The 25,219-nt window shown below is 60.3% G+C and carries 28 protein-coding genes; 11 read left to right on the top strand and 17 right to left on the bottom strand.

Annotation, left to right across the window (positions count from 1 at the left end; all coding sequences use genetic code 11):
* Positions 1-316: 316 nt before the first annotated feature.
* The 3 genes from L085_RS06325 to L085_RS06315 are packed head-to-tail and all read right to left on the bottom strand — an operon-like array spanning position 317 to position 1,880.
* Positions 317-724: a glyoxalase/bleomycin resistance/extradiol dioxygenase family protein gene (locus tag L085_RS06325; RefSeq protein ID WP_015379207.1), complete on the bottom strand. Its 408-nt coding sequence runs from the start codon at positions 722-724 to the stop codon at positions 317-319.
* Positions 725-771: 47 nt separating this feature from the next.
* A complete protein-coding gene (locus L085_RS06320) occupies positions 772-1,440 on the bottom strand; it encodes a glutathione S-transferase (protein ID WP_004936814.1) in 669 nt (222 codons plus the stop codon).
* Complete coding sequence (locus tag L085_RS06315) at positions 1,437-1,880, bottom strand: lipocalin-like domain-containing protein (protein WP_015379208.1); 444 nt, start codon at positions 1,878-1,880, stop codon at positions 1,437-1,439. Before L085_RS06315 ends, L085_RS06320 begins: the two co-directional genes overlap by 4 nt.
* 195 nt (positions 1,881-2,075) lie before the next feature.
* On the opposite strand from L085_RS06315, the gene L085_RS06310 reads away from it, so the two are divergent.
* Positions 2,076-2,336: a YdgH/BhsA/McbA-like domain containing protein gene (locus L085_RS06310; protein ID WP_044030343.1), complete on the top strand. Its 261-nt coding sequence runs from the start codon at positions 2,076-2,078 to the stop codon at positions 2,334-2,336.
* Between the two features lie 55 nt (positions 2,337-2,391).
* On the opposite strand, the gene L085_RS06305 is transcribed toward L085_RS06310, so the two are convergent.
* On the bottom strand, positions 2,392-3,309 hold the full coding sequence (locus tag L085_RS06305; RefSeq protein WP_044030342.1) for a LysR family transcriptional regulator: 918 nt from the start codon (positions 3,307-3,309) through the stop codon (positions 2,392-2,394).
* A 127-nt stretch (positions 3,310-3,436) separates the two neighbouring features.
* Between L085_RS06305 and L085_RS06300 the strand changes: the two genes are divergently transcribed.
* The 3 genes from L085_RS06300 to L085_RS06290 all read left to right on the top strand — a co-directional run bounded on the left by L085_RS06300 (position 3,437) and on the right by L085_RS06290 (position 5,808).
* The gene (locus tag L085_RS06300; protein ID WP_004936803.1) at positions 3,437-4,186 is read left to right on the top strand and encodes a 3-oxoacyl-ACP reductase family protein; all 750 of its coding nucleotides are present in this window, start codon (positions 3,437-3,439) and stop codon (positions 4,184-4,186) included.
* A gap of 233 nt (positions 4,187-4,419) precedes the next feature.
* The gene (locus L085_RS06295) at positions 4,420-4,632 is read left to right on the top strand and encodes a YdgH/BhsA/McbA-like domain containing protein (RefSeq protein WP_044030341.1); all 213 of its coding nucleotides are present in this window, start codon (positions 4,420-4,422) and stop codon (positions 4,630-4,632) included.
* 219 nt (positions 4,633-4,851) lie between these two features.
* Entirely contained in the window at positions 4,852-5,808 is a 957-nt protein-coding gene (locus L085_RS06290) for a cyclase family protein (RefSeq protein WP_044030340.1), read from the top strand.
* Between the two features lie 85 nt (positions 5,809-5,893).
* Here the strand turns inward: L085_RS06290 and ssb1 are convergent, their stop codons facing one another.
* Complete coding sequence (gene ssb1 / locus L085_RS06285) at positions 5,894-6,424, bottom strand: single-stranded DNA-binding protein SSB1 (protein ID WP_004936793.1); 531 nt, start codon at positions 6,422-6,424, stop codon at positions 5,894-5,896.
* Between the two features lie 277 nt (positions 6,425-6,701).
* Between ssb1 and uvrA the strand changes: the two genes are divergently transcribed.
* Positions 6,702-9,530 (top strand): excinuclease ABC subunit UvrA, encoded by a 2,829-nt coding sequence (gene uvrA / locus L085_RS06280; RefSeq protein ID WP_015379213.1) that lies wholly within the window; start codon positions 6,702-6,704, stop codon positions 9,528-9,530.
* 229 nt (positions 9,531-9,759) lie between these two features.
* Positions 9,760-10,812 (top strand): NAD(P)-dependent alcohol dehydrogenase, encoded by a 1,053-nt coding sequence (locus L085_RS06275; protein WP_004936787.1) that lies wholly within the window; start codon positions 9,760-9,762, stop codon positions 10,810-10,812.
* Between the two features lie 31 nt (positions 10,813-10,843).
* Here the strand turns inward: L085_RS06275 and maa are convergent, their stop codons facing one another.
* From maa to L085_RS06250, 5 genes are all read right to left on the bottom strand, one after another.
* The gene (maa, locus tag L085_RS06270; protein WP_044030338.1) at positions 10,844-11,401 is read right to left on the bottom strand and encodes a maltose O-acetyltransferase; all 558 of its coding nucleotides are present in this window, start codon (positions 11,399-11,401) and stop codon (positions 10,844-10,846) included.
* Positions 11,402-11,549: 148 nt separating this feature from the next.
* The gene (locus tag L085_RS06265) at positions 11,550-11,903 is read right to left on the bottom strand and encodes an MmcQ/YjbR family DNA-binding protein (protein ID WP_004936783.1); all 354 of its coding nucleotides are present in this window, start codon (positions 11,901-11,903) and stop codon (positions 11,550-11,552) included.
* A 4-nt stretch (positions 11,904-11,907) separates the two neighbouring features.
* Positions 11,908-12,324 carry a secondary thiamine-phosphate synthase enzyme YjbQ gene (locus L085_RS06260; RefSeq protein WP_004936779.1) on the bottom strand — a complete coding sequence of 139 codons (417 nt, stop codon included), beginning with the start codon at positions 12,322-12,324 and terminating at the stop codon, positions 11,908-11,910.
* 125 nt (positions 12,325-12,449) lie between these two features.
* The gene (locus L085_RS06255) at positions 12,450-13,643 is read right to left on the bottom strand and encodes an amino acid aminotransferase (RefSeq protein ID WP_041922290.1); all 1,194 of its coding nucleotides are present in this window, start codon (positions 13,641-13,643) and stop codon (positions 12,450-12,452) included.
* Positions 13,644-13,726: 83 nt separating this feature from the next.
* Complete coding sequence (locus L085_RS06250) at positions 13,727-14,194, bottom strand: Lrp/AsnC family transcriptional regulator (protein WP_004936775.1); 468 nt, start codon at positions 14,192-14,194, stop codon at positions 13,727-13,729.
* A gap of 214 nt (positions 14,195-14,408) precedes the next feature.
* On the opposite strand from L085_RS06250, the gene L085_RS06245 reads away from it, so the two are divergent.
* The gene (locus L085_RS06245; RefSeq protein ID WP_015379217.1) at positions 14,409-15,176 is read left to right on the top strand and encodes a transporter substrate-binding domain-containing protein; all 768 of its coding nucleotides are present in this window, start codon (positions 14,409-14,411) and stop codon (positions 15,174-15,176) included.
* 44 nt (positions 15,177-15,220) lie between these two features.
* Here L085_RS06245 and alr read toward each other — a convergent pair whose 3' ends face one another.
* Both alr and dnaB read right to left on the bottom strand, forming a co-directional pair.
* Positions 15,221-16,300, bottom strand: coding sequence for an alanine racemase (gene alr / locus L085_RS06240; RefSeq protein WP_044030337.1), 1,080 nt, complete (start codon positions 16,298-16,300; stop codon positions 15,221-15,223).
* Between the two features lie 17 nt (positions 16,301-16,317).
* A complete protein-coding gene (dnaB, locus tag L085_RS06235) occupies positions 16,318-17,742 on the bottom strand; it encodes a replicative DNA helicase (RefSeq protein ID WP_025160134.1) in 1,425 nt (474 codons plus the stop codon).
* Positions 17,743-17,909: 167 nt separating this feature from the next.
* Here dnaB and L085_RS06230 point away from each other — a divergent pair, with 167 nt between their 5' ends.
* Positions 17,910-18,893 carry a quinone oxidoreductase gene (locus L085_RS06230; protein WP_015379219.1) on the top strand — a complete coding sequence of 328 codons (984 nt, stop codon included), beginning with the start codon at positions 17,910-17,912 and terminating at the stop codon, positions 18,891-18,893.
* A gap of 299 nt (positions 18,894-19,192) precedes the next feature.
* Here L085_RS06230 and pspG read toward each other — a convergent pair whose 3' ends face one another.
* A complete protein-coding gene (gene pspG / locus L085_RS06225) occupies positions 19,193-19,411 on the bottom strand; it encodes an envelope stress response protein PspG (protein ID WP_004936761.1) in 219 nt (72 codons plus the stop codon).
* A gap of 155 nt (positions 19,412-19,566) precedes the next feature.
* Complete coding sequence (gene dusA / locus L085_RS06220; protein ID WP_044030335.1) at positions 19,567-20,577, bottom strand: tRNA dihydrouridine(20/20a) synthase DusA; 1,011 nt, start codon at positions 20,575-20,577, stop codon at positions 19,567-19,569.
* A 202-nt stretch (positions 20,578-20,779) separates the two neighbouring features.
* On the opposite strand from dusA, the gene L085_RS06215 reads away from it, so the two are divergent.
* A complete protein-coding gene (locus L085_RS06215) occupies positions 20,780-21,313 on the top strand; it encodes a tetratricopeptide repeat protein (protein ID WP_044030334.1) in 534 nt (177 codons plus the stop codon).
* An 18-nt stretch (positions 21,314-21,331) separates the two neighbouring features.
* Complete coding sequence (locus tag L085_RS06210; RefSeq protein ID WP_044030333.1) at positions 21,332-21,877, top strand: RNA polymerase sigma factor; 546 nt, start codon at positions 21,332-21,334, stop codon at positions 21,875-21,877.
* Between the two features lie 30 nt (positions 21,878-21,907).
* Here L085_RS06210 and L085_RS06205 read toward each other — a convergent pair whose 3' ends face one another.
* Positions 21,908-22,480 (bottom strand): sugar O-acetyltransferase, encoded by a 573-nt coding sequence (locus L085_RS06205; RefSeq protein ID WP_044030331.1) that lies wholly within the window; start codon positions 22,478-22,480, stop codon positions 21,908-21,910.
* Between the two features lie 245 nt (positions 22,481-22,725).
* Between L085_RS06205 and zur the strand changes: the two genes are divergently transcribed.
* Complete coding sequence (gene zur / locus L085_RS06200) at positions 22,726-23,238, top strand: zinc uptake transcriptional repressor Zur (RefSeq protein ID WP_015379223.1); 513 nt, start codon at positions 22,726-22,728, stop codon at positions 23,236-23,238.
* Positions 23,239-23,340: 102 nt separating this feature from the next.
* On the opposite strand, the gene L085_RS06195 is transcribed toward zur, so the two are convergent.
* Positions 23,341-23,550, bottom strand: a complete 210-nt coding sequence (locus L085_RS06195) for a CsbD family protein (RefSeq protein WP_004936743.1) — start codon at positions 23,548-23,550, stop codon at positions 23,341-23,343.
* Positions 23,551-23,865: 315 nt separating this feature from the next.
* The gene (dinF, locus tag L085_RS06190; protein WP_044030329.1) at positions 23,866-25,203 is read right to left on the bottom strand and encodes an MATE family efflux transporter DinF; all 1,338 of its coding nucleotides are present in this window, start codon (positions 25,201-25,203) and stop codon (positions 23,866-23,868) included.
* Between the last annotated feature and the right edge of the window lie 16 nt (positions 25,204-25,219).

The following is a 25,219-nucleotide window of genomic DNA, read 5'->3' as shown; positions in this document are numbered from 1 at the left end:
TTTCATGAATCGGCCCGTCACAGTAGGCCTGTAATCTCGCCCGCGCCCGATCGCCACGTAATCGTTTACGTCACGTTCCGCATCCCTGCCCTTATGCCACACCGCCAACGGCGATGCGCACCCAGGCAAACGTTTAACTCGCAGCGCGCGGTACGGGTGATTTATGGTGGTTTATTCAAGGCAAACGATTATCCTGCCTTCCCTAGCGTCTAATCAACTAAAGATCGCGGCAATTTATGCAGAAAACGGCGGGAATAGCTTCTGCGCGAAAAGACGGGGCGATCCGGCGCCCCTGCCGACCTGCTTCACGGCGAGCTTATTGCGCCTGCACCGCCGCGGGATCCATATACATCAATTCCCAGATATGGCCGTCCAGGTCCTGAAATCCGTGGCCGTACATCACGCCATAGTCCCGCGGCGGATGATAGGTATTGCCGCCGCCGGCGATCGCCTTGCGCACCAGTTCATCCACCGCCGCCCGGCTGGGTTGCGACAGGCACACCAACACTTCGGTGGCCTGTTTGGCGTCGCCGATCGGGTTCGGGGTAAACATCCTGAATTTGTCGTGGGTCAGCAGCATCACGTAAATCGTGTCGCTGACCACCATGCAGGCGGCGGTATCGTCGGTAAATTGCGGGTTGAAGCTGAAGCCGAGCTGGGTGAAAAACGCCATTGAGGCGGGCAGATCGCGTACGGGCAGATTGACGAAGATTTGCGTAGCCATGGGCTACCTCCGATGAAGAATGACCCCATCGAGTATAGCCCATCCGCCTAACTCAGCAGGTCGTAAGGGCCGCCCTGCTCCAATGCCCGCTGGTAGGCGGGCCGGGCGTGAATGCGCTGCAGGAAGCCGCGCAGTTTCGGGCAATCATCCAACGCGCCGCGCGCCGCCATCGCCTCCAGCGGGAAGCTCATCTGAATATCCGCCGCGCTGAAGTCGTTGCCAACGAACCAACTGCCCTTATTCAGGTGCTGTTCGAGGAATTCGCAGTGCGGCGCGATCTGCTTGTCGAGGTATTCCCGCTGCACGCCTTTGCCGATCGCGCCGGCCACCGGCCGCAGCAGCCAGGGGATCGGCGGCTGGCCGAGACGGCTGAACACCAGCTTCATCACCAACAGCGGCATCAGCGATCCTTCGGCGTAGTGCAGCCAGTAGCGGTATTGCTGACGCGCGTGGAAGTCGGTTGGCATAAACATGCCCTGTGCGTCGTAGGCTTCCTGCAAGTATTCGATAATGGCGCCGGATTCCGCCAGCGTCAGATCGCCATCGACGATCACCGGCGATTTGCCCAACGGGTGGATCTTTTTCAGCGCCGGCGGCGCCAGCATGGTGTTGGGATCGCGCTCGTAGCGTTGCACCTGATAGGGCACGCCCAGCTCTTCCAGAAACCACAGAATGCGCTGCGACCGCGAGTGATTGAGATGATGAACGATGATCATGACGACGCTCCTGTCCGCTGCCACACCAGTTCGCCAACCTGCACGCCGTTGCCGAGCTGCAGCGGCACCGTGCGCAACGTCAGCCGATCGGCGTTAAAGGCGTAAAAACGCACCTGACGGCTGCCTATCCAATTGGGGAACGAGCAGCCTTCAACCTGATGCACCACCCGTTGCTCACTTTCTTCCACCTGATAACGGCCGAAGTAGCAAATCATATTGATGAAGGCGGCATGGATCTCCCGCTCGGATCCCTGCGTCAAATCGTCGGCGACAAAACGCGGCCGCACGGCGCTGTATAGCTGCGCCGCCATCGTGCCGTTGGCCTCATAGTGGATGCGCCCCAACACCTGCTCGCCCAGCGGGTAATTGAGCTCGCCGTTCTGGTTTTTGAACGCCGACGACACCAACGCCCAACTGCCGATAAACGCATTCATCGTCATGACGCTTCTCCGGTTAAGGATCGTCTGTAAAGGGTAGTGGCGATTGTTGCCCCGCGCCAGCGGATGAAAAATAATCAATTTATTTGACAGAGATACTCAAAACTCTCCGATTTTTTATTCACATCCGGTGCACTAGTATTTAACACATCGAGAGACAACGGGCTCTCACCAAACAAACACTCTGAGGAACGCATCATGAAAAACGTCAAAATTTTTGCTACCGCTGCGCTGCTGGCTACCGCTTCTTTCGCTACCTTCGCCGCTGACCTGCCTTCCAGCCAACCTGCTGCAGACGCGCAGAAGATCGGCGTCGTCACCGTGAGCGGCGCCGCTAACCTGAGCGCGCTGGAAAGCGAACTGGCCAGCAAAGCCGCCGCGTCGGGCGCCAGCGCCTACCACATCGTCGCCGCCGGTGGTCAGAACAAACTGTACGGCACCGCAGAAATCTTCAACTGATCGTCGGACAGCCAACCGACGGAAGAAAGAAGCCCCGCAAGGGGCTTTTCTCGTTTTAGCGGGCGTCAAAGCGCGCCGCCAACTTCTGCAGGCGGAACTGTTCGGTGATGAAATCGACGAACACCCGGGTTTTGGTCGGTAAGAATTTGGTGGTGGGAAAATAGAGATACACGCTGCCGCGATCGACATACCAGCCCGGCAGAACCCGCATCAGACGGCCGCTTTCCAGATAAGGCGCCGCATTCGGCATGCCGATCAGCGCGATGCCCAATCCCATTTCCGCCGCCCGCGCCGCCGCTTCCGGTTCATTGACCGTCATGCTGACCGTCATCCCCGGCGCACGCTGCTCATTCTGGGCATTTCGCAGCGGCTGGTGGCGAATGCGCCCGGTCTGCGGCGAACGGATGAAAATCCCGGCGTGTTGCGCCAGTTGCTCCGGCTCCGTCAACGGCGGCCGCTGTCGCAGATACTCCGGCGAGGCCACCAACACCCCATGAGCCGGCGCCAGCTCACGCGCGATGATGCCCTGCGCCAATTCGATGCCGCCGCCCAATGCAGCATCGAAGTGCTCACCGATCAGATCCACCTGGCGATTGTCGAAATGCCAGTCCGGCACGATTGCCGGATAACGCGCCAGAAAGTCCGGCAACATCGGCAATACGAAGTGCAGACCAAAGGCGGTACCCATACTGACCTTCAGCCCGCCGGCCGCCGCGCCGCCGCCGCTGCTCAGCCCTTTCAATGCGCACTGGATCGATTGCAATCCGCCGCTCACCTCGCCGAGAAAACGCTCCCCCGCCTCGGTGAGGATCAGCTTGCGGGTATTGCGCTGAAACAGCCGCACGCCAACCACCGCTTCCAGCCGGGTGACATTCTTGCTCACCGCCGCCGGGCTGATGCCCAGCTTGCGGCCGGCGGCGGAGAAACTGCCGTTTTCCGCGCTGCTGACGAAGCACTCCAGATGTCCCAGCATGCTTTTTCCTTATGGATTTTAAACTAATGGTTTTAACTGATTATAGCTCTTTGTGGCTAGTGGCCGTGCAAGCGATCTCCGATACTGAATGCCGACACTTTACCCTCATCCACTCTGGAGAAATAACATGACCACAGCACTCCCACTGCAAGGCAAAGTCGCATTCGTTCAGGGCGGTTCCCGCGGCATCGGCGCCGCCATCGTTAAACGCTTGGCGAGCGAGGGCGCCGCCGTCGCCTTTACCTACGCCGCCTCAGCCGATCGCGCCGAAGCGGTGGCGAGCGCCGTTACCGCCGCCGGCGGCAAAGCCCTCGCCATCAAGGCCGACAGCGCCGATGCTGCGGCGCTGCAGCAGGCGGTTCGCCAGGCGGTGAGTCACTTCGGCAACCTGGATATTCTGGTGAACAACGCCGGGGTATTTACGCTGGGCGGCACCGAGGAACTGGCGCTGGACGACCTGGATCGCATGCTGGCGGTCAACGTACGCAGCGTATTCGTCGCCAGCCAGGAGGCGGCGCGCCACATGAACGACGGCGGCCGTATCATCCACATCGGCAGCACCAACGCCGAGCGCGTGCCGTTCGGCGGCGCGGCGGTGTACGCGATGAGCAAATCGGCGCTGGTCGGGTTGACCAAGGGCATGGCGCGCGATCTCGGCCCACGCGGCATCACCGTCAATAACGTGCAGCCCGGCCCGGTGGACACCGAAATGAACCCGGACGCCGGCGAGTTCGCCGATCAGCTCAAGCAGCTGATGGCGATCGGCCGTTACGGCAAAGATGAAGAAATCGCCGGTTTCGTCGCCTACCTGGCGGGCCCGCAGGCGGGTTATATCACCGGCGCCAGTCTGAGCATCGACGGCGGCTTCTCGGCGTAGCGCTCAAAGCCCCGCAAGGGGCTTTTTTTTCATTCGCTCCCCGACGACCGCTTCTCACCTCGCACGGCATACTCGGCCTTGAAAGACAATAATAGAATTAGTTTATGCGCAAAAATGGAATAGTTTATTGACGATTCTGTTATTTATTCACCAGGCCGACGTCTTTATCCTTCGCTCCATCGTGTCATACCGGACACCCTTATTTTTCGAACCTTCGAACACAGGATAAAGATATGAAAATCATGACCACCGTTATTTCACTCGCTCTGTTTTCCATGCTGTCGTTTAACGCCGCGGCAGAAAGCGTGACCGCAACCGGCAGAACACTGGATTCCACCGAAGCCCTCATCGCTAAAAAAGCGCAAGAAGCCGGCGCAAGCGGCTACAAAATTACCAGCGCCTACATGGGCAATTTCGTCACCATGAGTGCAGAACTGAAAAAATAATGCGTTTAGCGATAACGCCGTGCATACGGCGTTATTCATTACCGCATGATTAAGGAAATCATCGCCGGGCGCCTTTTTTAAAATCACGCTGACGTACCCAGTACACAGAAAAAATGAGCCGTTCCCTCACCGGTTATTATTCGGCGGCCTCACGCCGCCAATTTCCGGAGGCTCACTTTCATTCGCCCTGCAATACTATGTTATAAGGATGAGTCACTGATGAAATCATTGTATCGCCTCTCCCTCTTGCTGCCCTTGCTGGCCGCAGTGCCCGCGCACGCTGCAGAATCCGCCGCGCAGTCGCCAGACTGGTATCCTTCCGTTTACGGCGCAAAAGACGAAATCGGCGCGGCCAACCTGCTCACGCCTGAGGTCGTATTACAGTCCGTGCAGTTGGTAAAACAAGGCAAGACATTGTCATTGGCGGTGCCCGTCGATAAAGATTTCCCGGCGTTCCGCCACCGCAGCTTCCGCTTATATAATATTCAGCCTGGTCAGCAGGACGGTAAAACGCTTGGCCCAAATAAATTCACCTTTAATGATGAATTGGTGAATGCCTGGACCGGCGTCGGCACTCAGTTGAATGGCATTGGCCATATCGGCATCGACAATGTTTATTATAACGGCAATAAGGCGGCGGATTTCGTCACCGTAGATGGCGTGAAAAAATTGGGCGTGGAAAAAGTGCCGCCCATGGTCACACGCGGCGTCGTACTCGATATGACGGCTTATTATAATAAAGCGATCGTTCCGGGCGGCACCGAATTTTCCGTTGCGGATATTCAAGCGGTGCTTAAAAAGCAGGGCATCAGTTTACGCAAAGGCGACGTTGTCTTGTTCAACACCGGCTGGCTGGAGCTGATTGGCAAAGACAATAAAAAGTTCCTGGAAGTTGAACCGGGCATCGGCATGGAAGCGGCGAAATGGTTGGCCGACCAAGGCATCGTGGCCTTCGGCGGTGATACCTGGGCCTCCGAAGTTTACCCTAACCCGAAAAATGACGAAGAGTTCCCGGTCAACCAGTACCTGCTGGCCAAACGCGGCGTCTATAACCTGGAGCTGATCGACAGCCGCCCGCTGGTACGCACGAAAACCTGGGAATTCCTGTTCGTACTGGGGCAACCGCTGTATGTCGGTTCAACCCAGGTCAATATCAACCCGGTAGCAATTTACTGACTGGCGACACCGCCGCAGAAAATCAGCGGCTAACGAACACAAAAAACCCCGCCTGAGCGGGGTTTTTTTAGCGCTGTCGCCAGGCTTAGAACGGAATATCGTCGTCGAAATCCATTGGTGGTTCGTTGCTGGTCGCCGGTGCGCTGTTCTGCGCCGGGCGAGACTGCTGCTGGCCGCCGCTGAACTGGTTGCCGCCCTGTGGCTGCTGAGGCTGGCCCCAACCGCCCTGGCCGCCGGCAGATTGACCGGCCGGTGCGCCGCCGCCCTGACGGCCGCCCAGCATCTGCATGGTGCCGCCGACGTTAACCACGATCTCGGTGGTGTAGCGATCCTGGCCGCTCTGATCCTGCCATTTACGGGTCTGCAGGGAGCCTTCGATGTAGACCTGAGAGCCTTTACGCAGGTATTCCCCCGCCACTTCGGCCAGTTTGCCGAACAGCACGACGCGGTGCCATTCGGTCTTCTCTTTCTGTTCGCCGGTCGCCTTGTCACGCCAGCTTTCGGAGGTCGCCAGGGTAATGTTGGCCACTGCGCCGCCGTTCGGCATGTAACGGACTTCTGGATCCTGACCCAGATTCCCGACCAGAATTACTTTGTTTACGCCTCTGCTGGCCATGAGCACTTCTCCCGATGATTGATTTCTACACAGTATAAACGCGTCAGTTTACCACGCTGAGTACGAAACCACACCCGTGTTGATAAGTGCGAATTGCATTCCAGAATTGTCTTTTCGATCGACCTTGTTGCATTCGCATACTGGATATTCATTCAGGTTTTTTTGTGTCATAATTATGCGTTTCGACCAGGCTGTGCCGGTTTTTTGCGAGATCCATCACAAAATCCCCCGCAAAAATCGCGACAGGCGCGGTGTATCATCAAGACGGGAAGTGTAAATGGACAATATCGAAGTTCGTGGTGCTCGAACCCATAATCTGAAAAACATTAACCTGATCATCCCGCGTGACAAACTGATCGTCGTCACCGGTCTGTCCGGTTCCGGCAAGTCTTCGCTGGCTTTCGATACGCTGTATGCCGAAGGGCAGCGGCGCTATGTCGAATCACTCTCTGCCTATGCGCGCCAGTTCCTGTCGCTGATGGAAAAACCGGACGTCGATCATATCGAAGGCCTGTCGCCGGCGATCTCCATCGAGCAGAAATCCACCTCGCACAACCCGCGCTCCACGGTCGGCACCATTACCGAGATCCACGACTACCTGCGCCTGCTGTTCGCCCGCGTCGGCGAGCCGCGCTGCCCGGATCACCATGTTCCGCTGGCGGCGCAGACCGTCAGCCAGATGGTCGACAACGTGCTGAGCCAGCCGGAAGGCAAGCGCCTGATGCTGCTGGCGCCGGTGGTGAAAGACCGCAAGGGCGAGCACACCAAAACGCTGGAAAACCTGGCCGCCCAGGGCTATATCCGCGCGCGCATCGACGGCGAAGTGTGCGATCTGTCCGATCCGCCGAAGCTGGAGCTGCAGAAGAAACACACTATCGAAGTGGTGGTCGACCGTTTCAAGGTGCGCGACGACATGGCGCAGCGCTTGGCCGAATCGTTCGAAACCGCGCTGGAACTGTCCGGCGGCACCGCGGTGGTGGCGGATATGGACGACGAAAAAGCGGACGAGCTGCTGTTTTCCGCCAACTTCGCCTGCCCGATCTGCGGCTACAGCATGCGCGAGCTGGAACCGCGCCTGTTTTCCTTCAACAACCCGGCCGGCGCCTGCCCGACCTGCGACGGCCTGGGCGTGCAGCAGTTCTTCGATCCGGATCGCGTGGTGCAAAACCCCGAGCTGTCGCTGGCCGGCGGCGCGATCCGCGGCTGGGATCGCCGCAACTTCTATTACTTCCAGATGCTGCGCTCGCTGGCGGAGCACTATGAGTTCGACGTCGAAGCGCCATTCAACACCCTGAGCGCCAACGTGCAGAAGGCGGTGCTGAGCGGCTCCGGCAAAGAGTCGATCGAGTTCAAATACATCAACGATCGCGGTGACACCACCGTGCGCCGCCATCCGTTTGAAGGCGTGCTGCACAACATGGAGCGCCGCTATAAAGAGACCGAGTCCAGCGCGGTGCGCGAAGAGCTGGCGAAGTTCATCAGCAACCGCCCTTGCGCCTCGTGCCACGGCACTCGCCTGCGTGAAGAAGCGCGCAACGTGTTTGTCGAAGACACCACGCTGCCGGAGATCTCCGATCTGAGCATCGGCCATGCGATGACGTTCTTCCAGAACATGAAGCTCAGCGGCCAGCGCGCCAAAATCGCCGAGAAAGTGCTGAAAGAGATCGGCGACCGCCTGAAATTCCTGGTGAACGTCGGCCTGAACTACCTGTCACTGTCTCGCTCGGCGGAAACGCTCTCCGGCGGCGAAGCGCAGCGTATCCGCCTCGCCAGCCAGATTGGCGCCGGCCTGGTGGGCGTGATGTACGTGCTGGATGAGCCGTCGATCGGCCTGCACCAGCGCGACAACGAGCGCCTGCTGGAAACGCTGATCCACCTGCGCAACCTCGGCAACACGGTGATCGTGGTGGAGCATGACGAAGACGCCATCCGCGCCGCCGATCACGTGATCGACATCGGCCCCGGCGCCGGCGTACACGGCGGCCAGGTGGTGGCGGAAGGCACCGTCGACGACATCATGGCGCAGCCGGAATCGCTGACCGGCCAGTTCCTCAGCGGCAAGCGCGAGATCGCCATCCCCGCGCAGCGCGTGCAGGCCGATCCGACCAAGGTGCTGAAGCTGAGCGGCGCGCGCGGCAACAACCTGAAAGACGTGACGCTGACGCTGCCGGTCGGTCTGTTTACCTGCATCACCGGCGTGTCCGGCTCCGGCAAATCGACGCTGATCAACGATACGCTGTTCCCGATCGCCCAGCGCCAGCTCAACGGCGCCACCATCGCCGAACCGGCGCCGTTCCGCGAAGTGACCGGCCTGGAACATTTCGACAAGGTGATCGACATCGATCAGAGCCCGATCGGCCGCACGCCGCGCTCCAACCCGGCCACCTACACCGGCATCTTCACCCCGGTGCGCGAGCTGTTCGCCGGCGTGCCGGAATCGCGCAGCCGCGGTTACACGCCGGGCCGCTTCAGCTTCAACGTCAAGGGCGGGCGCTGTGAAGCCTGCCAGGGCGACGGGGTGATCAAGGTCGAGATGCACTTCCTGCCGGACATCTACGTGCCGTGCGACCAGTGCAAGGGCAAGCGTTATAACCGCGAAACGCTGGAAGTGAAGTACAAGGGCAAGAGCATCCACGAAGTGCTGGAGATGACCATCGAAGAAGCGCGCGATTTCTTCGACGCGGTGCCGGCGCTGGCGCGCAAGCTGCAGACCCTGATGGATGTCGGCCTGTCCTACATCCGCCTCGGCCAGTCGGCCACCACGCTCTCCGGCGGTGAAGCGCAGCGCGTCAAGCTGGCGCGCGAACTGTCGAAGCGCGGCACCGGCCAAACGCTGTATATCCTCGACGAACCGACCACCGGTCTGCACTTCGCCGATATCCAACAGCTGTTGGCGGTGCTGCATCAGCTGCGCGATCAGGGCAACACCATCGTGGTCATCGAACATAACCTGGATGTGATCAAAACCGCCGACTGGATCGTCGATCTGGGGCCGGAAGGCGGCAGCGGCGGCGGCGAGATCCTGGTCGCCGGCACGCCGGAAACGGTCGCCGACTGCGAGAAATCGCACACCGCACGCTTCCTGAAACCGCTGTTGAACCAGTAATGTCGCCGGCGTGCAGGCCGTCGTTCAGGCGGTCCGCACGCTGCCCCGTTTCCCCGCAATCGAACAGAAACAGGCAAGATTTCGACATTTTCAGGCATTTCCCTCCACGCTCACCGCTTCTATCATCAATGTTCCCTCGGCGGCCGCCCTGTCTGATTCAGGCCGCGTCTCGCCGGCACTTCGCTGCCGGTCAAACGTTGTCCCCCCTACATTGATAACTGGAGCGACCATGAACATTACCCATGCCTATGCCGCGCATGACGCGAAGTCTGCGCTGGTGCCTTTCGATTACCAGCCGCGCGCCCTGCGCGACCACGATGTGCAAATTCAGGTGTTGTTCTGCGGCGTCTGCCACTCGGATCTGCACCAGGCGCGCAATGAATGGAGCAATACGATTTACCCGGTGGTGCCGGGCCACGAAATCGTCGGCCGCGTTAGCGCCGTCGGCGACCATGTCTCGCGTTACCGGATCGGCGATCTGGTCGGCGTCGGTTGCATGGTGGATTCCTGCCGCAGCTGCCCGAGCTGCGATGAGGGGCTGGAACAGTATTGCGAGAACGGTTTTACCGGCACCTATAACGGCCAGGATCGCCACACCGGCGCCGTGACCTACGGCGGCTACTCCACCAATCTGGTGGTGGATCAGGACTTCGTGCTGCGCGTGCCGGAAAACCTCGATCCGGCCGGCGTCGCGCCGCTGCTGTGCGCCGGCATCACCACCTATTCGCCGCTGCGCCAGTGGGGCGCGGGGCCAGGCAAAAAGGTCGGCATCGTCGGGCTCGGCGGGCTGGGGCACATGGGCGTCAAACTGGCGCGGGCGATGGGCGCGCATGTGGTGCTGTTCACCACCTCGCCGTCGAAAATCGAAGACGCCAAGCGCCTCGGCGCCCATGAAGTGGTGATTTCGCGCAACCCGGATGAGATGGCGCAGCACGTCAACAGCTTCGACTTCATCCTCAACACGGTAGCGGCTCAGCACGATCTGAACCCGTTCCTCAACTTGCTGCGCCGCGACGGCACCCTGACGCTGGTCGGCGCGCCGGAGCACGATCATCCGTCACCGCAGGTGTTCAACCTGATCATGAAGCGCCGCCGCATCGCCGGTTCGCTGATCGGCGGCATCGCGGAAACGCAAGAGATGCTGGACTTCTGCGGGCAGCACGGCATCACGTCGGATATCGAGCTGATCCCGATGCAGCAAATTAATGAGGCCTATGAACGCATGCTGAAAAGCGACGTGAAGTACCGCTTCGTGGTGGATATCGACTCGCTGCGCGCCTGATGACGGCGGGCGCCCGGCGGCGCCCATTTTTTTATAGCTGCTTGATGATCCTGGCCGGGTTGCCGCCCACCACGCAATTGGCCGGCACGTCTTTGGTCACCACCGCGCCGGAGGCCACGACCGCATTATCGCCGATGGTCACTCCCGGATTGATCACCGCGCGCCCGCCGATCCACACGTTGTCGCCAATCCTGACACTCTTACCGAACTCCGCCCCGCCGACGCGAGTCTCGGCGTCCAGCGGATGGGTGGCGGTATAGATATGCACGCCCGGCGCCAGCAGGCAGTTGTCGCCGATATGCACCTCGCATACGTCGAGGATCACGCAGTCGAAGTTGGCGTAGAAGTTCTTGCCGAGATAGATGTTATAGCCGTAGTCGCAGCGGAAGGTCGGCTCGATGGTGCCGCCCTGATAGCGGCCCAGCAACTCACCCAGCCATTGTTTGCGCAGCTCGCCCTCTTCCGGCGAAGAGTGGTTATAGCGATGCGTTAGCTGGCGTGCGCGCCGGCGTTCGCTGCGCAGCAGTTCATCGCCGGCGTCGTACAGTTCCCCGGCGATCATCTTGCGCTTTTCTTCGCTCATGGCCATGTCGGCCTCCTTCATCCGCGTGTCTTGAATGCCCAAGCGTAGCTGTTTTAGTGCCGCAATAAAAAGGGAACGTTCCCAAGCCCAGGTCGCGATCACACTTTAACATGAAAAAAACAGAAGAAAAACGGGCGGCGCCGCCGCCCGGCAATCAGGCGCGCAGTTCCTGGCGCACGTGTTCGGGCAGGCCGTCCACCACCAGCTGATAGGAGCTGTCGATCAGCGTGTAAAACTGCGAGTTCGGCAGGTTGCCGTCGAGAAACACCGTATTCCAGTGCGCCTTGTTCAGACCGTCGCAGGCGACGATCTCCGGATGGTGTTCACGCAGGCTTTCCGCCAGCTCCGGGCTGGACTTGACCGCCAGCGCCGGCCGCCCTTCGACCTCGCACACCATGGCGAACATCACGTCGCCCACCTTGATCTGGCTGGCCTGCCACTGGTTCTGGTCGCTCTGCTCCGCGCCCGGCTTCGCCATGCAGTACTCCAGCAATGCGCTGTTATTCATTGGGTTATTCCCCCTGTAACGTGGCCACAATACGGCGTGCTCCGCCGTGGATGCGGTGCTCTCCCAGCCAGATGCCCTGCCATGTGCCCAACATCAGCCGCCCGTGTCTGACGGGCAGCGTCAAGGAAGCGCCCAGCAGCGAGGATTTGATGTGCGCCGGCATGTCGTCCGGCCCTTCGTAGTCATGCTGATAGGGTGCGTTTTCCGGCACCTGACGCAGGAAATGCTGCTCCATATCGGCTCGCACCGTGGGATCGCAGTTCTCGTTGAGCGTCAGCGAGGCCGAGGTGTGCTGCAGCAACAGATGCAGCAGGCCGGTTTGCAGGCGGTGTAAGTGGGTTAACTGGTTGACTATCTCGTCGGTAACCAGATGAAAGCCACGCGCTTTTGCGCTGAGGATTAGCGTTTGCTGATGCCACATGAGTGAGCGCCCCTCAATCAGTATATTCTCTCTCCGGTTTGCGGCAACTTCGGCGGCGCGCCGGCAATAAAAAAGGAGCGATATCGCTATCGCTCCCGATCAACGTCCGTTCAGACTAACAGGCGTTACTGCACTGCGGCAAACGCCTCGGCCACCTGACGCACGTTGTTGTGGTTCAGGCCGGCCACGCACATGCGGCCGCTGTGGATCAGGTAGACACCGAACTCTTCACGCAAACGATCGACCTGCGCCGCGCTGAAGCCGGTGTAGCTGAACATGCCGCGCTGCGCCAACAGGTAATCAAAGTTGCGCTGCGGCAGCGCGCTCTTCAGGGTGTCCACCAGCGCGTGACGCATCTCGAGAATGCGGGTGCGCATGCTCTCCACCTCGTCCAGCCACTGGGTTTTGAGCTGGGCGTCGTTCAGCACCTTGGCCACCAGCTGCGCGCCGAAGTTCGGCGGGCTCGAGTAGTTGCGGCGCACGGTGGCCTTCAGCTGGCCCAGCACGCGTCCGGCCGCCTCTTCGCTTTCGCACACCACCGACAGGCCGCCGACGCGCTCGCCGTACAGCGAGAAGATCTTCGAGAACGAGTTGCTCACCAGGCACGGCAAACCGGCCGCCGCGATGGCGCGAATGGCGTAGGCGTCCTGCTCCATGCCGCCGCCGAAGCCCTGATAGGCGATGTCGAGGAACGGAATGATTTCACGTTCGGCGATCACCTTGACCACCTCATCCCACTGGGCGGGAGTCAGGTCGGAACCGGTCGGGTTGTGGCAGCACGGGTGCAGCAGCGCAATGCTGTGCTTCGGCAGCTGTTTCAGCGCAGCCAGCATGGCGTCGAACTTCACGCCCAGGCTTTCGCTGTCGAAATATGGATAGGTATTCACTTTGAAACCGGCGCCGCTGAAGATGGCGACGTGGTTTTCCCAGGTCGGATCGCTGACCCACACCTGCGAATCCGGGAAATAGCTTTTCAGGAAGTCGGCGCCCACTTTCAACGCGCCGGAACCGCCGACGGTCTGAATGGTGGCGATGCGCCCCTGCTGCAGCATCGGGTGCTGCGCGCCGAACAGCAACTGCTGGATGGCGGAACGGTAAGACTGCAGCCCTTCCATCGGCAGGTATACCGAGGCGCCATGCTCGACGCTGTTCAACTGCGCTTGCGCCGCGGCGACCGCCCGCATCTGCGGAATGATGCCCTGCGCATCGTAGTACAGGCCGATGCTCAGGTTCACCTTGTGCGCGCGCGGGTCTTGTTTGAATTTTTCCATCAGCGACAGAATGGGATCGCCGGCATAGGCGTCAACGTTCTGGAACACGGGGTTTTTCTCCTGGTTTATTGTGGTTTTGGGCACAGCGTTACGTTCCTAATATAGACGGAAAAGCGCATTCGGTTTTAGCTTTATCTCGCCACCGGCAATAAACCGTTTTCCTTGATGCGATTGAGCACCACCGCCGTTTTGATATGCGCCACGCTTTTGTGCGGCGACAGCGTCTGGCTGATGAATTCGCTCAGCGCCGGCAGGTCCGCCACCGCTACTTTGAGCAGGTAATCGGCGTCGCCGGTGGTCTTGTAAGCGTCCAGGATCGCGTCCACTTCCTCCAGCATCTGATGAAAGCTGTCGATCTGCTCCTGCGCGTGCGTGATCAGGCTGACTTCGATCAGCCCCACCAGCCCCAGGCCGACCGCCTCCGGCGCCAGCCGCGCGTGGTAACCGCGGATCAGCTGCGCCTGCTCCAGGCTGATGCGCCGCCGCGAACATTGGGAGGCGGAGAGCCCCACCAGCTCGCTCAGCTCCTGATTGGTCAGACGGCCGTTGGCCTGTAACAGCGTCAGGATTTTCATATCAAAATCGTCAATGTTGTACATAGCCACCTGTAAACTGTGTTAATAAATGTTGACGTTACAGCCTACCAGTTTTTTTACCGTTGCCGACGTCACACCCTGGCGCTTAAATCGCGTACAGCAGCAACGCCCGGCGTTTTCGCCGGTAAGCGGCATAAAAAACGGCTAACTCATGCAGGCAAACGACAATTAACGGCGAAGTAACGCATAAAACCACGAATGTATAAAAGGACGCCAGATGAAAAAGTTACTCCCTCTCGCGCTGCTGCTCGCCGCCGGCAGCGCCGGCGCGCAATCCCACCTGGACAAAGTGCTGCAGCAAAAGACCCTGGAGGTCTGCACCACCGGCGACTACAAGCCCTATACCTTCCTCAAGGAAGACGGCGGCTATGAAGGCATCGACATCGACATGGCGGAGTCGCTGGCGAAGAGCCTGGGCGCCAAAGTGAAGTGGGTGAAAACCAGCTGGAAAACCCTGACGCCGGACTTCGTCTCCGGCAAGTGCGACATCGCCATGGGCGGCATCTCCGTCACGCTGGAGCGGCAAAAACAGGTGTTCTTCGCCGACAAGCTGGATACCGACGGCAAAATCCCGCTGGTACGCTGCACCGACGTGAAGAAATACCGCACGATAGAACAGATCAACAAACCGTCGGTGCGTCTGCTGGAACCGGCGGGCGGCACCAATGAAGCCTTCGTGCACGCCTATTTGCCGAAGGCCAAACTGACGCTGACGCACGACAACATGAGCATTTTCCAGCAGTTGGTGGATCGCAAAGCGGACGTGATGATCACCGACGCCTCCGAGGCGCTGTATCAGCAGAAGCGTTATCCGAAGCTGTGCGCGGTGAATCCGACCAAGCCGATGCAGTACGGCGAGAAGGCTTACATGCTGCCGCGTGACGATCTGAGCTGGAAACTGTATGTGGATCAGTGGCTGCACCTGGCCAAGGCGACCGGCGAGTATCAGAAGATTATCGATAAGTGGTTGGCGGTAAAGAAGTAACGCGCTGAGAAACGGGGCCGACGCGCGTCGGCCCCTGCGGCGCATCAGTCGCCGATGTATTCCATCGCCACGCGCTGCGTGAGCTTGGTGATCAGTTCATAAGCGCTGATGCCGGTACAGGCGGCGATGCGCTCGACCGGCAACGCCGGCCCCCACAGCACCGCTTCATCCCCCACCTTATCGGCGGCGTCCGGCCCGAGATCGACCGAAATCATGTCCATCGACACCCGGCCGACGATCGGCACTTCGCGGCCGTTGATCAGGATCGGCGTGCCGGTCGGCGCGCTGCGCGGGTAGCCGTCGCCGTACCCCATCGCCACCACGCCAAGGCGAGTATCGCGCGGGCTGATCCAGGTGCCGCCGTAGCCCACCGCTTCACCAGCCTGGTGCTCGCGCACCGCGATCAGGCTGGATTTCAGCGTCATCGCCGGCTGCAGACCATGCTCGGCGCCGCTGCCGCTATCCAACGGCGACACGCCGTACAGAATGATGCCGGGGCGCACCCACTCGTTGTGGGCATCCGGCCACAGCAGCGTGCCGCCGGAAGCGGCGACCGAGCGCTGGCCCGGTTTACCGCGCGCGAACTGCTCAAAGCAGGCGATCTGTTTCAGCGTGGCGTCGGACTCCGGCTCATCGGCGCGGCTGAAGTGGCTCATGATATTGACCGGCTGCGCCACGTTGCGGCAGGCGCACAGACGCTGATAAAACGCCTCCGCCTGCTCGGGGCGCACCCCCAGCCGATGCATGCCGGTATCGAGCTTCATCCACACCGGCACCGGGCGCGCCAGTTCGGCCTGCTCAAGCGCTTCGAGCTGTTCGATGCAGTGCACTGCGGTTTCGATGTTGTTCGCCACCAGCACCGGCAGGTCTTCGGCACAGAAGAAGCCTTCCAGCAGCAGGATCGGCTTGACGATGCCGCCGGAGCGCAGCATCAGCGCCTCGCCGATGCGCGCTACGCCGTAGCAGTCGGCGTCTTGCAGGGTGTGTGCTGTTTCCAGCAGGCCATGTCCATAAGCGTTTGCTTTCACAACGGCAATCAGGCGGCTTTGCGGCGCCTGGCGGCGCACCTGTTGCAGATTATGTCGCAGAGCGCGGCGGTCGATTACAGCGGTTGCCGCTTTCATTTCAGTTCCTTAGCTGATTATTCGTCATCGTATTGTGGCCCCGCGTAGTTATCGAAACGCGACCACTGGCCGTTAAAGGTAAGGCGCACGGTGCCGATCGGGCCGTTACGCTGCTTACCGATAATAATTTCCGCGATCCCTTTCAGATCGCTGTTCTCGTGATACACCTCATCACGATAGATGAACATAATCAGGTCGGCATCCTGCTCGATAGAGCCGGATTCACGCAGGTCGGAGTTGACCGGGCGTTTGTCGGCGCGCTGCTCCAGGCTGCGGTTCAGCTGCGACAGCGCCACCACCGGCACCTGCAGCTCTTTCGCCAGCGCCTTCAGCGAGCGCGAAATCTCGGCGATCTCCAGCGTACGGTTGTCGGACAGGGCCGGCACGCGCATCAGCTGCAGGTAGTCGATCATGATCAGGCTAAGCCCGTCGTGCTCGCGGAAAATGCGCCGCGCGCGCGAGCGCACTTCGGTCGGCGTCAGGCCGGAGGAGTCGTCGATGTACATGTTGCGCTTCTCCAGCAGGATGCCCATGGTGCTGGAAATGCGCGCCCAATCCTCGTCGTCAAGCTGGCCGGTACGGATGCGCGTCTGATCCACGCGCGACAGCGACGCCAGCATACGCATCATGATCTGCTCGCCGGGCATCTCCAGGCTGAAGATCAGCACCGGTTTTTCCTGGGTCATCGCTGCGTTCTCGCACAGGTTCATGGCGAAGGTGGTTTTCCCCATCGAAGGACGGGCGGCGACGATGATCAGATCGGACTTTTGCATGCCCGCGGTTTTCTTGTTGAGGTCCTGATAGCCGGTATCGACCCCGGTCACGCCATCGTGCGGCTGCTGATACAGCTGTTCAATGCGCGAGACGGTGTCTTCCAGGATGCGTTCGATGCCCTTCGGGCCCTCGTCTTTGCTGGCGCGGTTCTCGGCGATTTGGAATACGCGGGATTCCGCCAGATCGAGCAGGTCTTCGCTGCTGCGCCCCTGCGGATCGTAGCCGGCGTCGGCGATCTCGTTAGCCACCGAGATCATCTCGCGCACCACCGCGCGCTCGCGCACGATGTCGGCGTAGGCGCCGATGTTGGCGGCGCTCGGGGTGTTTTTCGACAGCTCGGCCAGGTAGGCAAAGCCGCCGACCGAGTCCAGCTCGCCCTTCTGCTCCAGCGATTCGGACAGGGTGATGAGGTCGATAGGCTTGCTCATCTCCAGCAGACGCTGCATCTCGGTAAAGATCAGGCGATGCGGGCGGCTGAAGAAGTCGTTGGCGACCACGCGCTCCGCCACGTTGTCCCAACGCTCGTTATCCAGCATCAAACCGCCCAACACCGACTGCTCGGCCTCCAGCGAGTGCGGCGGCATCTTCAGCCCTTCCATCTGACGATCTCTGGAACGCTCTCTGGTTTCGTCCGCGTTTGTTTTGTTGGTTGGTTTTTTTCCTGCCATGAAACGTAGTCTTTATCCGGTTGCGAATGAAGGATCTTGACGCGAGAGTATACGTGATTTTTGCGTCATAACCGATGCAAAAAAGGTATTGAATCCCGCACGGGTGAACTGGATCTCCGATACTAAAAAGAATAGGGTGAAATCAGACACTCAAACGAGGTAACGATATGGCCAAGCGCATTCAGTTTTCCGCCACCGGCGGGCCGGAAGTCTTGCAATACGTTGATTTTACACCGCTCGACCCCGCCGCCGGCGAAGTGCAGATCGAGAACAAAGCGATCGGCATCAACTACATCGACACCTATGTGCGCAGTGGGCTGTACGCGCCGGCCAGCCTGCCGAGCGGCCTCGGCACCGAGGCAGCCGGCGTGGTGGTCAAGGTTGGCGCCGGGGTCAGCGCGATCAAACCGGGCGACCGGGTGGTGTATGCGCAGTCGTCGCTCGGCGCCTACAGCGAAGTCCACAATGTGCCGGAAGAAAAAGTGGCGCTGCTGCCGCACAACCTCAGCTTTGAGCAGGGCGCCGCTTCTTTCCTGAAAGGGCTGACGGTGCATTACCTGCTGCGCCAGACCCACGACGTGCAACCGGGTGAAGTGTTCCTGTTCCATGCCGCCGCCGGCGGCGTCGGGCTGATCGCCTGCCAATGGGCCAAAGCGCTGGGCGCGCGCCTGATCGGCAGCGTCGGCTCCGACGAGAAGGCCGCGCTGGCGAAACAGGCCGGCGCCTGGGCCACTATCAACTACCACAAAGAGGATATCGCCCAGCGGGTGGCCGAGCTGACGCACGGCGAGAAGGTTGGCGTGGTGTACGATTCGGTGGGGCAAAGCACCTGGCAGGCCTCGCTCAACAGCCTGAAGCGGCGCGGCCTGATGGTCAGCTTCGGCAACGCCTCCGGCCCGGTGACGGGAGTCGATCTGGCGCTGCTGAATCAGAAGGGCTCGCTGTACGTCACCCGCCCTTCCCTCAACGGTTACATCACCAACCGCGCCGAGCTGCAGTACGCCAGCAATGAGCTGTTCTCGCTGATCGGCAGCGGCGCCATTCGGGTGGAGGTGAGAGACGAGCAGAAATTCGCGCTGGCCGACGCCCAGCGTGCGCACCAGGTGCTGGAAAGCCGCAGCACCAGCGGTTCCAGCCTGCTGATCCCCTGATAGCAGCCAAAGAAAAGGGCTCCTTGCGGAGCCCTTTCTGTTACTGCGTTTTGTAGGGGTAGAGCAGAGTCCGCCAGAGACAGGGGTTGCTTTAGCAACACGAATTTTAGGTGTCTCTCACGGTGATGAAATGGGTCGCATCACTGCATCGACCAACATCCTAACAGCCCCGTCCGGCAAAAAACACGCTTTATGTGCCACATCACAGAGGAAAACTGCCAAGCTGTGATCGCTGCCGCATTAGCGTGGCAGGCAGTTATGCAAGTTTCATCGCGACTGACTGATTATTCAGCAAAAAATCAGTAACGCCTGACCTGGGGTTTCTGCATTGAACGGTAAATCCATACCCCAACCACCGCCAAAATCAGCCACGGCAGCAGCTTGATGACCACCGCGAATAACCCGCCCAACAACATGAACGCCGCCGCCGCCAACAGCGCAGCGAAGATCCCCAGCAGCGAGATGCCGGTCACCATCAGCATCACCACAAAGCCAATGAGAAAGAAGATTTCCAACATGATTGCTCCTTTGCAATGCAACGTATCTGCAGAGTGAATTACAAGAAGCGTGCCAGAATGGCGGAAGGGCTAACCTATTGAAAAAACGGGGAAGGCATCCGGCAGTGCGCCGAATGCCTGGTGAAAAAGACTAACTGTTGGTCAAATTTTTTCGGCTACGCCATTTCGACACGCGGCTGGCGCACCAACGCCAGCGCCTGCTCCACCACCCGCGCATCGGCGCCCGGCTTATGGGCGTTCTCGCTCAGATGGCGACGCCACTGGCGCGCGCCCGGCACGCCCTGGAACAGACCGAGGATGTGGCGGGTGATGTGGCCGAGATAGGTGCCGTTAGACAGCTCACGCTCAATATACGGATACAGCGCTTCGACGATCGCCACGCTGTCCGGCACTGCGGTCTGCACGCCGAACAGTTCGCTGTCGACCCGCGCCAGGATGCCCGGATTCTGGTACGCCTCGCGCCCCATCATCACGCCGTCCAGATGCTGCAAGTGCTGTTGCGCCTCTTCCAGCGTTTTCACCCCGCCGTTGATGGCGATGGTCAGCGCCGGGAAATCCCGCTTCAGCTGATAAACGCGCGGGTAGTCCAGCGGCGGCACTTCGCGGTTCTCTTTCGGGCTGAGGCCGGAGAGCCAGGCTTTGCGAGCGTGGATGGTGAACATGTCGCACTCGCCACGCCCGGCGACGGTCTGGATAAAGTCGCACAGGAAAGCGTAGCTGTCCTGATCGTCGATGCCGATGCGGGTCTTCACCGTCACCGGAATCGATACGACGTCGCGCATCGCCTTGATGCAGTCGGCGACCAGCGTCGCCTGCCCCATCAGGCAGGCGCCGAACATACCGTTTTGCACCCGATCGGACGGACAGCCGACGTTGAGGTTAATCTCGTCATAACCGCGCTGCTCCGCCAGTTTGGCGCAGTGCGCCAGCGCGGCCGGATCGCTGCCGCCCAGCTGCAGCGCCACCGGATGCTCTTCTTCGCTATAGGCCAGATAGTCGCCCTTGCCGTGGATGATCGCGCCGGTGGTCACCATTTCGGTGTACAACAGCGTTTCCTTGGTCAGCAGGCGGTGGAAGTAACGGCAATGACGATCGGTCCAGTCGAGCATTGGCGCGATGGAGAAGCGATTGGCGGCGTAGGTTGGGGCGTGGTTGTCTTTCGTCATGCTGAGTTACTGGCTACCTGAGTCTGTCTGGGTTCAACGAACGGCGCGCGGCCGCAAACGGCTATTATAACGACAATCGACGCCGTTGGGAAAACCGCCTTGCCGGTGGCGTAAATAAGCGGGAGTAAGGCGAATAAATTCACTCGTTCAGGTGTTATCTCATTACGGGCGCGCACGGCGCCTCTGCCTTGAGGACATAACCATGAACAGCTTCATTAAACGCCTGCTGGCATCGGCCATTGCCGGCTGCCTGCTGTTTTCCGGCGCGGCGCTGGCGATGGGCGGCGACGGCAGCGGCCAAACCCCGCCGATCTGTCCGAAAGGCCAGGTTTACGACAGTAAAACCCAGACCTGCACGGTGGATAAAGGCAGCAAAGTCGACGACGCCGACCGCACTAACTATGCCTATGCACTGGCGAAAAGCGGCCGCTATCAGGAAGCGATCGATATGCTCAACACGCTGCAAAATCCCAACACCGCCGTCGCACTGAATTATCGCGGCTACGCCACGCGCAAACTGGGCCGCACCGATGAGGGTATCGGCTATTATTTAAAATCAGTGGCCCTCGATCCGAAATACCCCAAAGTGCGCGAGTACCTTGGGGAAGCCTATATGCTGAAAGGGCGGCCCGACCTGGCGCGCCAACAGCTGCAGGTGATCCAGTCGCTGTGCGGCACCGGGTGCGAGGAGTACCGAGATTTGGCGGCAGCCATCGATCACCAACCGGAATCTTGATCCGACGCGCCTGCGGAGGTGACTATCAGCGGCGATGCGATACGCGATGAACTCGGCCACTATCTCTCCCGCCTGTGGCGCTATGCGCTGGTGCTTTCGCACCGGCGGGATGTCGCCGACGACCTGGTGCAGGCAACCTGCGTGCGTGCGCTGGAACGCGCCGCGCAATTCACCCCCGGTTCACACCTGGATCGCTGGTTGTTCTCCATCTTGCACTCTATTTGGCTCAATGAAGTTCGCGCCCAGCATCGTCGTCAGGGGCAAGGCTGCATGGCGGCGGAAGAGCTTGGCGATGCGGACAACGGTGAACAGCCGGTCTGGCTCAATGAAGTGATGCGGCGCGTAAGCCGGTTGCCGGCGGCCCAGCGCAACGCGCTGTTTCTGGTGTATGTCGAAGGGCTGTCCTACCGGGAAGCGGCGAAAGTGCTGGCGGTGCCAATCGGCACCGTCATGAGCCGCCTGGCGGCCGCACGCCTGGCCTTGGCCGATGACCGCCAGTTGCCAAACGACGATTCGCACCGTAAGAAGACCCCTCATCCGCCCTTGCCCCGCACTCGCCGATAAACCGCTGGCCGCCAATTCGTGTTAAGCGGCCTATTCCAACGCGCGAATAACCCGGTACGGCTGCCCCAGCGCCAGCACATTGGCCGGAATGTCGCCGGTGACGATGCTGCCCGCGCCGATGGTCGTGCCGTCGCCGATGGTCACTCCCGGCAGGATCACCACGTTGCCGCCGATCCACACGTTGCTGCCGATAGACACCGGCTGCGCCGAGGTGCGGAAAGGAAAAGCCGGGTCACCGGTAAAGCGTTCACCGGCCTTCAGCGGATGACTCGGCGTGTAGATTTGTACGTTGGGGCCGATCAGCGTGTTGTCGCCGATGGTGATGGTGTTGCAGTCGAGGAACACCGCATTGACGTTGATAAAACAGTTTTTACCGATGCGGACATGCTGCCCGTAGTCGCACCAGAATGGCGTTTCGATCCAGCTCGCCTCACCCCAGTTGCCGAACAGCTCGCCGAGCAGGCGATTTTTCTCGTCCGCCTGATGCGAGTCCAGCGCCCCCAGGCTTTTGGTCAACGCCCTCGCCCGATGGTACAGGGCGATCAGTTCTTCATCGCGGCTGTTGTATTCCAGGCCGCTTAACAGCTTCTCTCTTTCCGTCATCACACAGGGCTCCTGCTCATCACGCGGGTGAAAGGCGTTATACCGCTCTCGCCCGCTGCTCTCCAGCGCTAAAACCGGCAACGTTGATCTACCGCCCGGCGGAGGGGAAAAGTTGTGATGCATCTCTCTTTTAGCGCACTCAGCGCGCCTTTCTCTGCGCTATCCTCAGGGGAAAAGGGGGCAACTCTCGGCGATTCGCCGTAATCATGGTAAAATCGGCTTTTTTACGTACCGGGATATTTGCGATGAACTCAACCACCCAGGAAAAGCTGCTGGCGCAGGCGGAACGCCTCTGCCAGCAACGCAATGTGCGATTGACGCCGCAACGGCTGGAAGTGCTGCGTCTGATGACTCAGCAACCCGGTGCAATCAGCGCTTATGACCTGCTCGATCTGCTGCGCGTCGCCGAACCGCAGGCCAAGCCGCCGACGGTCTACCGCGCGCTGGATTTTCTGCTGGAGCAAGGGTTTATCCATAGGGTGGAGTCCGCCAACAGCTACGTGCTGTGCCACCACTTCGAACAGCCGATGCATACGTCCGCGCTGTTTATCTGCGATCGCTGCGGCCAGGTGACCGAACGCACCACCGAAGGCGTGGAGGAGACGCTGCAGAAGCTGGCGCAGGAAGCCGGATTTGCGCTGCGGCACAGCGTGGTGGAAGCGCACGGCCTGTGCGCCGGTTGCGTTGAAGTTGAAGCTTGTGACAGCAAGCATGACTGCGCCGAACACGATCACAGCATCGCCATCAAGAAGAAGTAAGACGAAGTCAGGTACTTCCCTGTACCTGCGGCCGGGGCGCCATAGGATGGAGCGACGCCGGCCTGCGCTGTTGCCGGCCGCCGTCAGTGGCGGCCCTGCGTGTTACCAGCGGTGTTTGGTGTGATCTTCCCAGGCCTTCACCTCTTTTTCGGCCGCCTCTTTCTGGTAACCGTAGCGCTCCTGAATTTTGCCGACCAGCTGTTCGCGTTTCCCTTCGATGACCGTCAGATCGTCATCGGTCAGCTTGCCCCATTTCTCTTTCACTTTGCCTTTCAGCTGCTTCCAGTTACCGTCGGCTTGATCTTTATTCATAGTCTCTCCGTTAACCTGTGGTGAATCAGTGATCCCTGTCGCCGGCCGGGGTTAACCAGAAGTTTTTCTGGCTGATGCTCCCTTCACCTTAAGAAGCACCGCTCCCCTTCATTTACCAGCCACATGATTCATTCTAGTTAAACATGGAAATAAAAAAGCCAAAACACAGGATAAAAAACCATTAACAAACAAGATAAAAACAAAAAACGCTAACAAACAACGAACTAACGCGAACAGACCAAGGCTGAAAACATGTAAGCAAACATGATCAAAACCATAAGAAAAACTAACCATTAACCCAACAAGACGTCCGGTTTAATGGGCAGTAAACCAGCTGCCGTGCACCTGGTGACGGTGCCAAATCCAGCCCAATGCCAGGCCGCGCAGCGCCAGAAACACCGCCAGCGCCAGCCAAAGCCCGTGGTTGCCAAGCAGCGGCACGCTGAACAGCGCAATACCATATCCCGCCGCGGCCACCGCCATGCTGTTGCGCATCTCGGCGCCGCGCGTGGCGCCGATAAACATGCCGTCCAGCAAATAGCACCACACCCCAACCAGCGGCAGAATGACCTGCCAGGGTAAATAATGGGCGGCCAACGCACGCAGTTCCGGCAAAGAGGTCAAGGCTGCCACGATCTGCTGGCCGGTAACGGCATACGCCAGGCCGAAGGCCAACGCGACCAGCCCTGCCTGCCTGCAGGCCGCGTGCCACACTTTGCGCAGTTGGCTGTCGTCCCGGGCGCCATAGGCGTGGCCCGAATGAGCCTCCACCGCATAAGCGAAACCGTCGAGCGCATAGGCGGTGAACGTCAGCAGATTCATCAATACCGCATTGACCGCCACCACCTCGCTTCCCAGGCGAGCGCCGAAAATGGTCAACGACGCAAAGCACAGTTGCAGCAACAGTGAACGCAGCATGATGTCGCGGTTGAGCGCCAGCAGGCGACGCAGATCGCCACGCCAGGCCTGGCGCAGCATCTGCAGGGTAATACCGCGCAGGCGCATCACCCGCCACGCCAACCACAGGCCGAGCAGCAGCGTAGCGTATTCGGCGATGGCGGTTGCCGCCGCCGCCCCCCGCACGTTCCAGCCCAGGCCCATCACCAGCCAGATATCCAGCACGATGTTCAGCAGGTTGCCGACGATCAGCAGGATCACCGGCGCCCGCACGTACTGTACGCCAAGCAGCCAGCCCAGCAGCACCAGGTTGGCCAGCGCCGCCGGGGCGCTTAACCAGCGGATCTCAAGAAAACGCCGCGCCTGTTCCAGCACGTCGGCATCGCCGCCGACGATCCGCAGCGCCAGTTCGATCAGCGGATAGCGCAGCAGGACGATCGCCACCCCGGCCAACAGCGCCAGCAGCAGCGGTTGCATAAAGGCGCGCGCCAGCGCCTGGGGGTTCTGCGCCCCCAGCGCTTGCGCCGCCAGGCCGGTAGTGCTCATGCGCAGGAACAGCAGCAGCATGAACAGGAAGCTGGTCGCCACCGCCCCGATCGCCACGCCCCCCAGATAAATGGGGCTGTCGAGGTGGCCGATCACCGCGGTGTCCACCAGCCCGAGCAGCGGCACGGTAATATTGGAGAAGATCATCGGCAGGGCGAGGCGCCACAGGGCTTTATCGGTGTCGCTGGTGAAAGCGGAAATCAGGCGCATGATGGGATGTTCCTGT

Source organism: Serratia sp. FS14 (genome assembly GCF_000695995.1).
GTDB classification, from domain to species: domain Bacteria; phylum Pseudomonadota; class Gammaproteobacteria; order Enterobacterales; family Enterobacteriaceae; genus Serratia; species Serratia nematodiphila.
Note: the sequence above shows the minus strand (reverse complement) of the source record. Positions and strands in the feature narration are given on the sequence as shown.

What these genes read in the sequence shown, in the direction of transcription:
- L085_RS06320 (WP_004936814.1), bottom strand. Translation starts at nt 1,440, where the DNA reads ATGATCATCGTTCATCATCTCAATCACTCGCGGTCGCAGCGCATTCTG.
- L085_RS06250 (WP_004936775.1), bottom strand. Translation starts at nt 14,194, where the DNA reads ATGTACAACATTGACGATTTTGATATGAAAATCCTGACGCTGTTACAG.
- zur (WP_015379223.1), top strand. Translation starts at nt 22,726, where the DNA reads ATGAACTCAACCACCCAGGAAAAGCTGCTGGCGCAGGCGGAACGCCTC.
- uvrA (WP_015379213.1), top strand. Translation starts at nt 6,702, where the DNA reads ATGGACAATATCGAAGTTCGTGGTGCTCGAACCCATAATCTGAAAAAC.
- maa (WP_044030338.1), bottom strand. Translation starts at nt 11,401, where the DNA reads ATGGCCATGAGCGAAGAAAAGCGCAAGATGATCGCCGGGGAACTGTAC.
- L085_RS06300 (WP_004936803.1), top strand. Translation starts at nt 3,437, where the DNA reads ATGACCACAGCACTCCCACTGCAAGGCAAAGTCGCATTCGTTCAGGGC.
- dinF (WP_044030329.1), bottom strand. Translation starts at nt 25,203, where the DNA reads ATGCGCCTGATTTCCGCTTTCACCAGCGACACCGATAAAGCCCTGTGG.
- L085_RS06245 (WP_015379217.1), top strand. Translation starts at nt 14,409, where the DNA reads ATGAAAAAGTTACTCCCTCTCGCGCTGCTGCTCGCCGCCGGCAGCGCC.
- L085_RS06205 (WP_044030331.1), bottom strand. Translation starts at nt 22,480, where the DNA reads ATGACGGAAAGAGAGAAGCTGTTAAGCGGCCTGGAATACAACAGCCGC.
- dnaB (WP_025160134.1), bottom strand. Translation starts at nt 17,742, where the DNA reads ATGGCAGGAAAAAAACCAACCAACAAAACAAACGCGGACGAAACCAGA.
- L085_RS06265 (WP_004936783.1), bottom strand. Translation starts at nt 11,903, where the DNA reads ATGAATAACAGCGCATTGCTGGAGTACTGCATGGCGAAGCCGGGCGCG.
- L085_RS06195 (WP_004936743.1), bottom strand. Translation starts at nt 23,550, where the DNA reads ATGAATAAAGATCAAGCCGACGGTAACTGGAAGCAGCTGAAAGGCAAA.
- L085_RS06315 (WP_015379208.1), bottom strand. Translation starts at nt 1,880, where the DNA reads ATGACGATGAATGCGTTTATCGGCAGTTGGGCGTTGGTGTCGTCGGCG.
- ssb1 (WP_004936793.1), bottom strand. Translation starts at nt 6,424, where the DNA reads ATGGCCAGCAGAGGCGTAAACAAAGTAATTCTGGTCGGGAATCTGGGT.
- L085_RS06275 (WP_004936787.1), top strand. Translation starts at nt 9,760, where the DNA reads ATGAACATTACCCATGCCTATGCCGCGCATGACGCGAAGTCTGCGCTG.
- L085_RS06310 (WP_044030343.1), top strand. Translation starts at nt 2,076, where the DNA reads ATGAAAAACGTCAAAATTTTTGCTACCGCTGCGCTGCTGGCTACCGCT.
- L085_RS06295 (WP_044030341.1), top strand. Translation starts at nt 4,420, where the DNA reads ATGAAAATCATGACCACCGTTATTTCACTCGCTCTGTTTTCCATGCTG.
- L085_RS06260 (WP_004936779.1), bottom strand. Translation starts at nt 12,324, where the DNA reads ATGTGGCATCAGCAAACGCTAATCCTCAGCGCAAAAGCGCGTGGCTTT.
- L085_RS06305 (WP_044030342.1), bottom strand. Translation starts at nt 3,309, where the DNA reads ATGCTGGGACATCTGGAGTGCTTCGTCAGCAGCGCGGAAAACGGCAGT.
- pspG (WP_004936761.1), bottom strand. Translation starts at nt 19,411, where the DNA reads ATGTTGGAAATCTTCTTTCTCATTGGCTTTGTGGTGATGCTGATGGTG.
- L085_RS06290 (WP_044030340.1), top strand. Translation starts at nt 4,852, where the DNA reads ATGAAATCATTGTATCGCCTCTCCCTCTTGCTGCCCTTGCTGGCCGCA.
- L085_RS06325 (WP_015379207.1), bottom strand. Translation starts at nt 724, where the DNA reads ATGGCTACGCAAATCTTCGTCAATCTGCCCGTACGCGATCTGCCCGCC.
- alr (WP_044030337.1), bottom strand. Translation starts at nt 16,300, where the DNA reads ATGAAAGCGGCAACCGCTGTAATCGACCGCCGCGCTCTGCGACATAAT.
- L085_RS06215 (WP_044030334.1), top strand. Translation starts at nt 20,780, where the DNA reads ATGAACAGCTTCATTAAACGCCTGCTGGCATCGGCCATTGCCGGCTGC.
- L085_RS06230 (WP_015379219.1), top strand. Translation starts at nt 17,910, where the DNA reads ATGGCCAAGCGCATTCAGTTTTCCGCCACCGGCGGGCCGGAAGTCTTG.
- dusA (WP_044030335.1), bottom strand. Translation starts at nt 20,577, where the DNA reads ATGACGAAAGACAACCACGCCCCAACCTACGCCGCCAATCGCTTCTCC.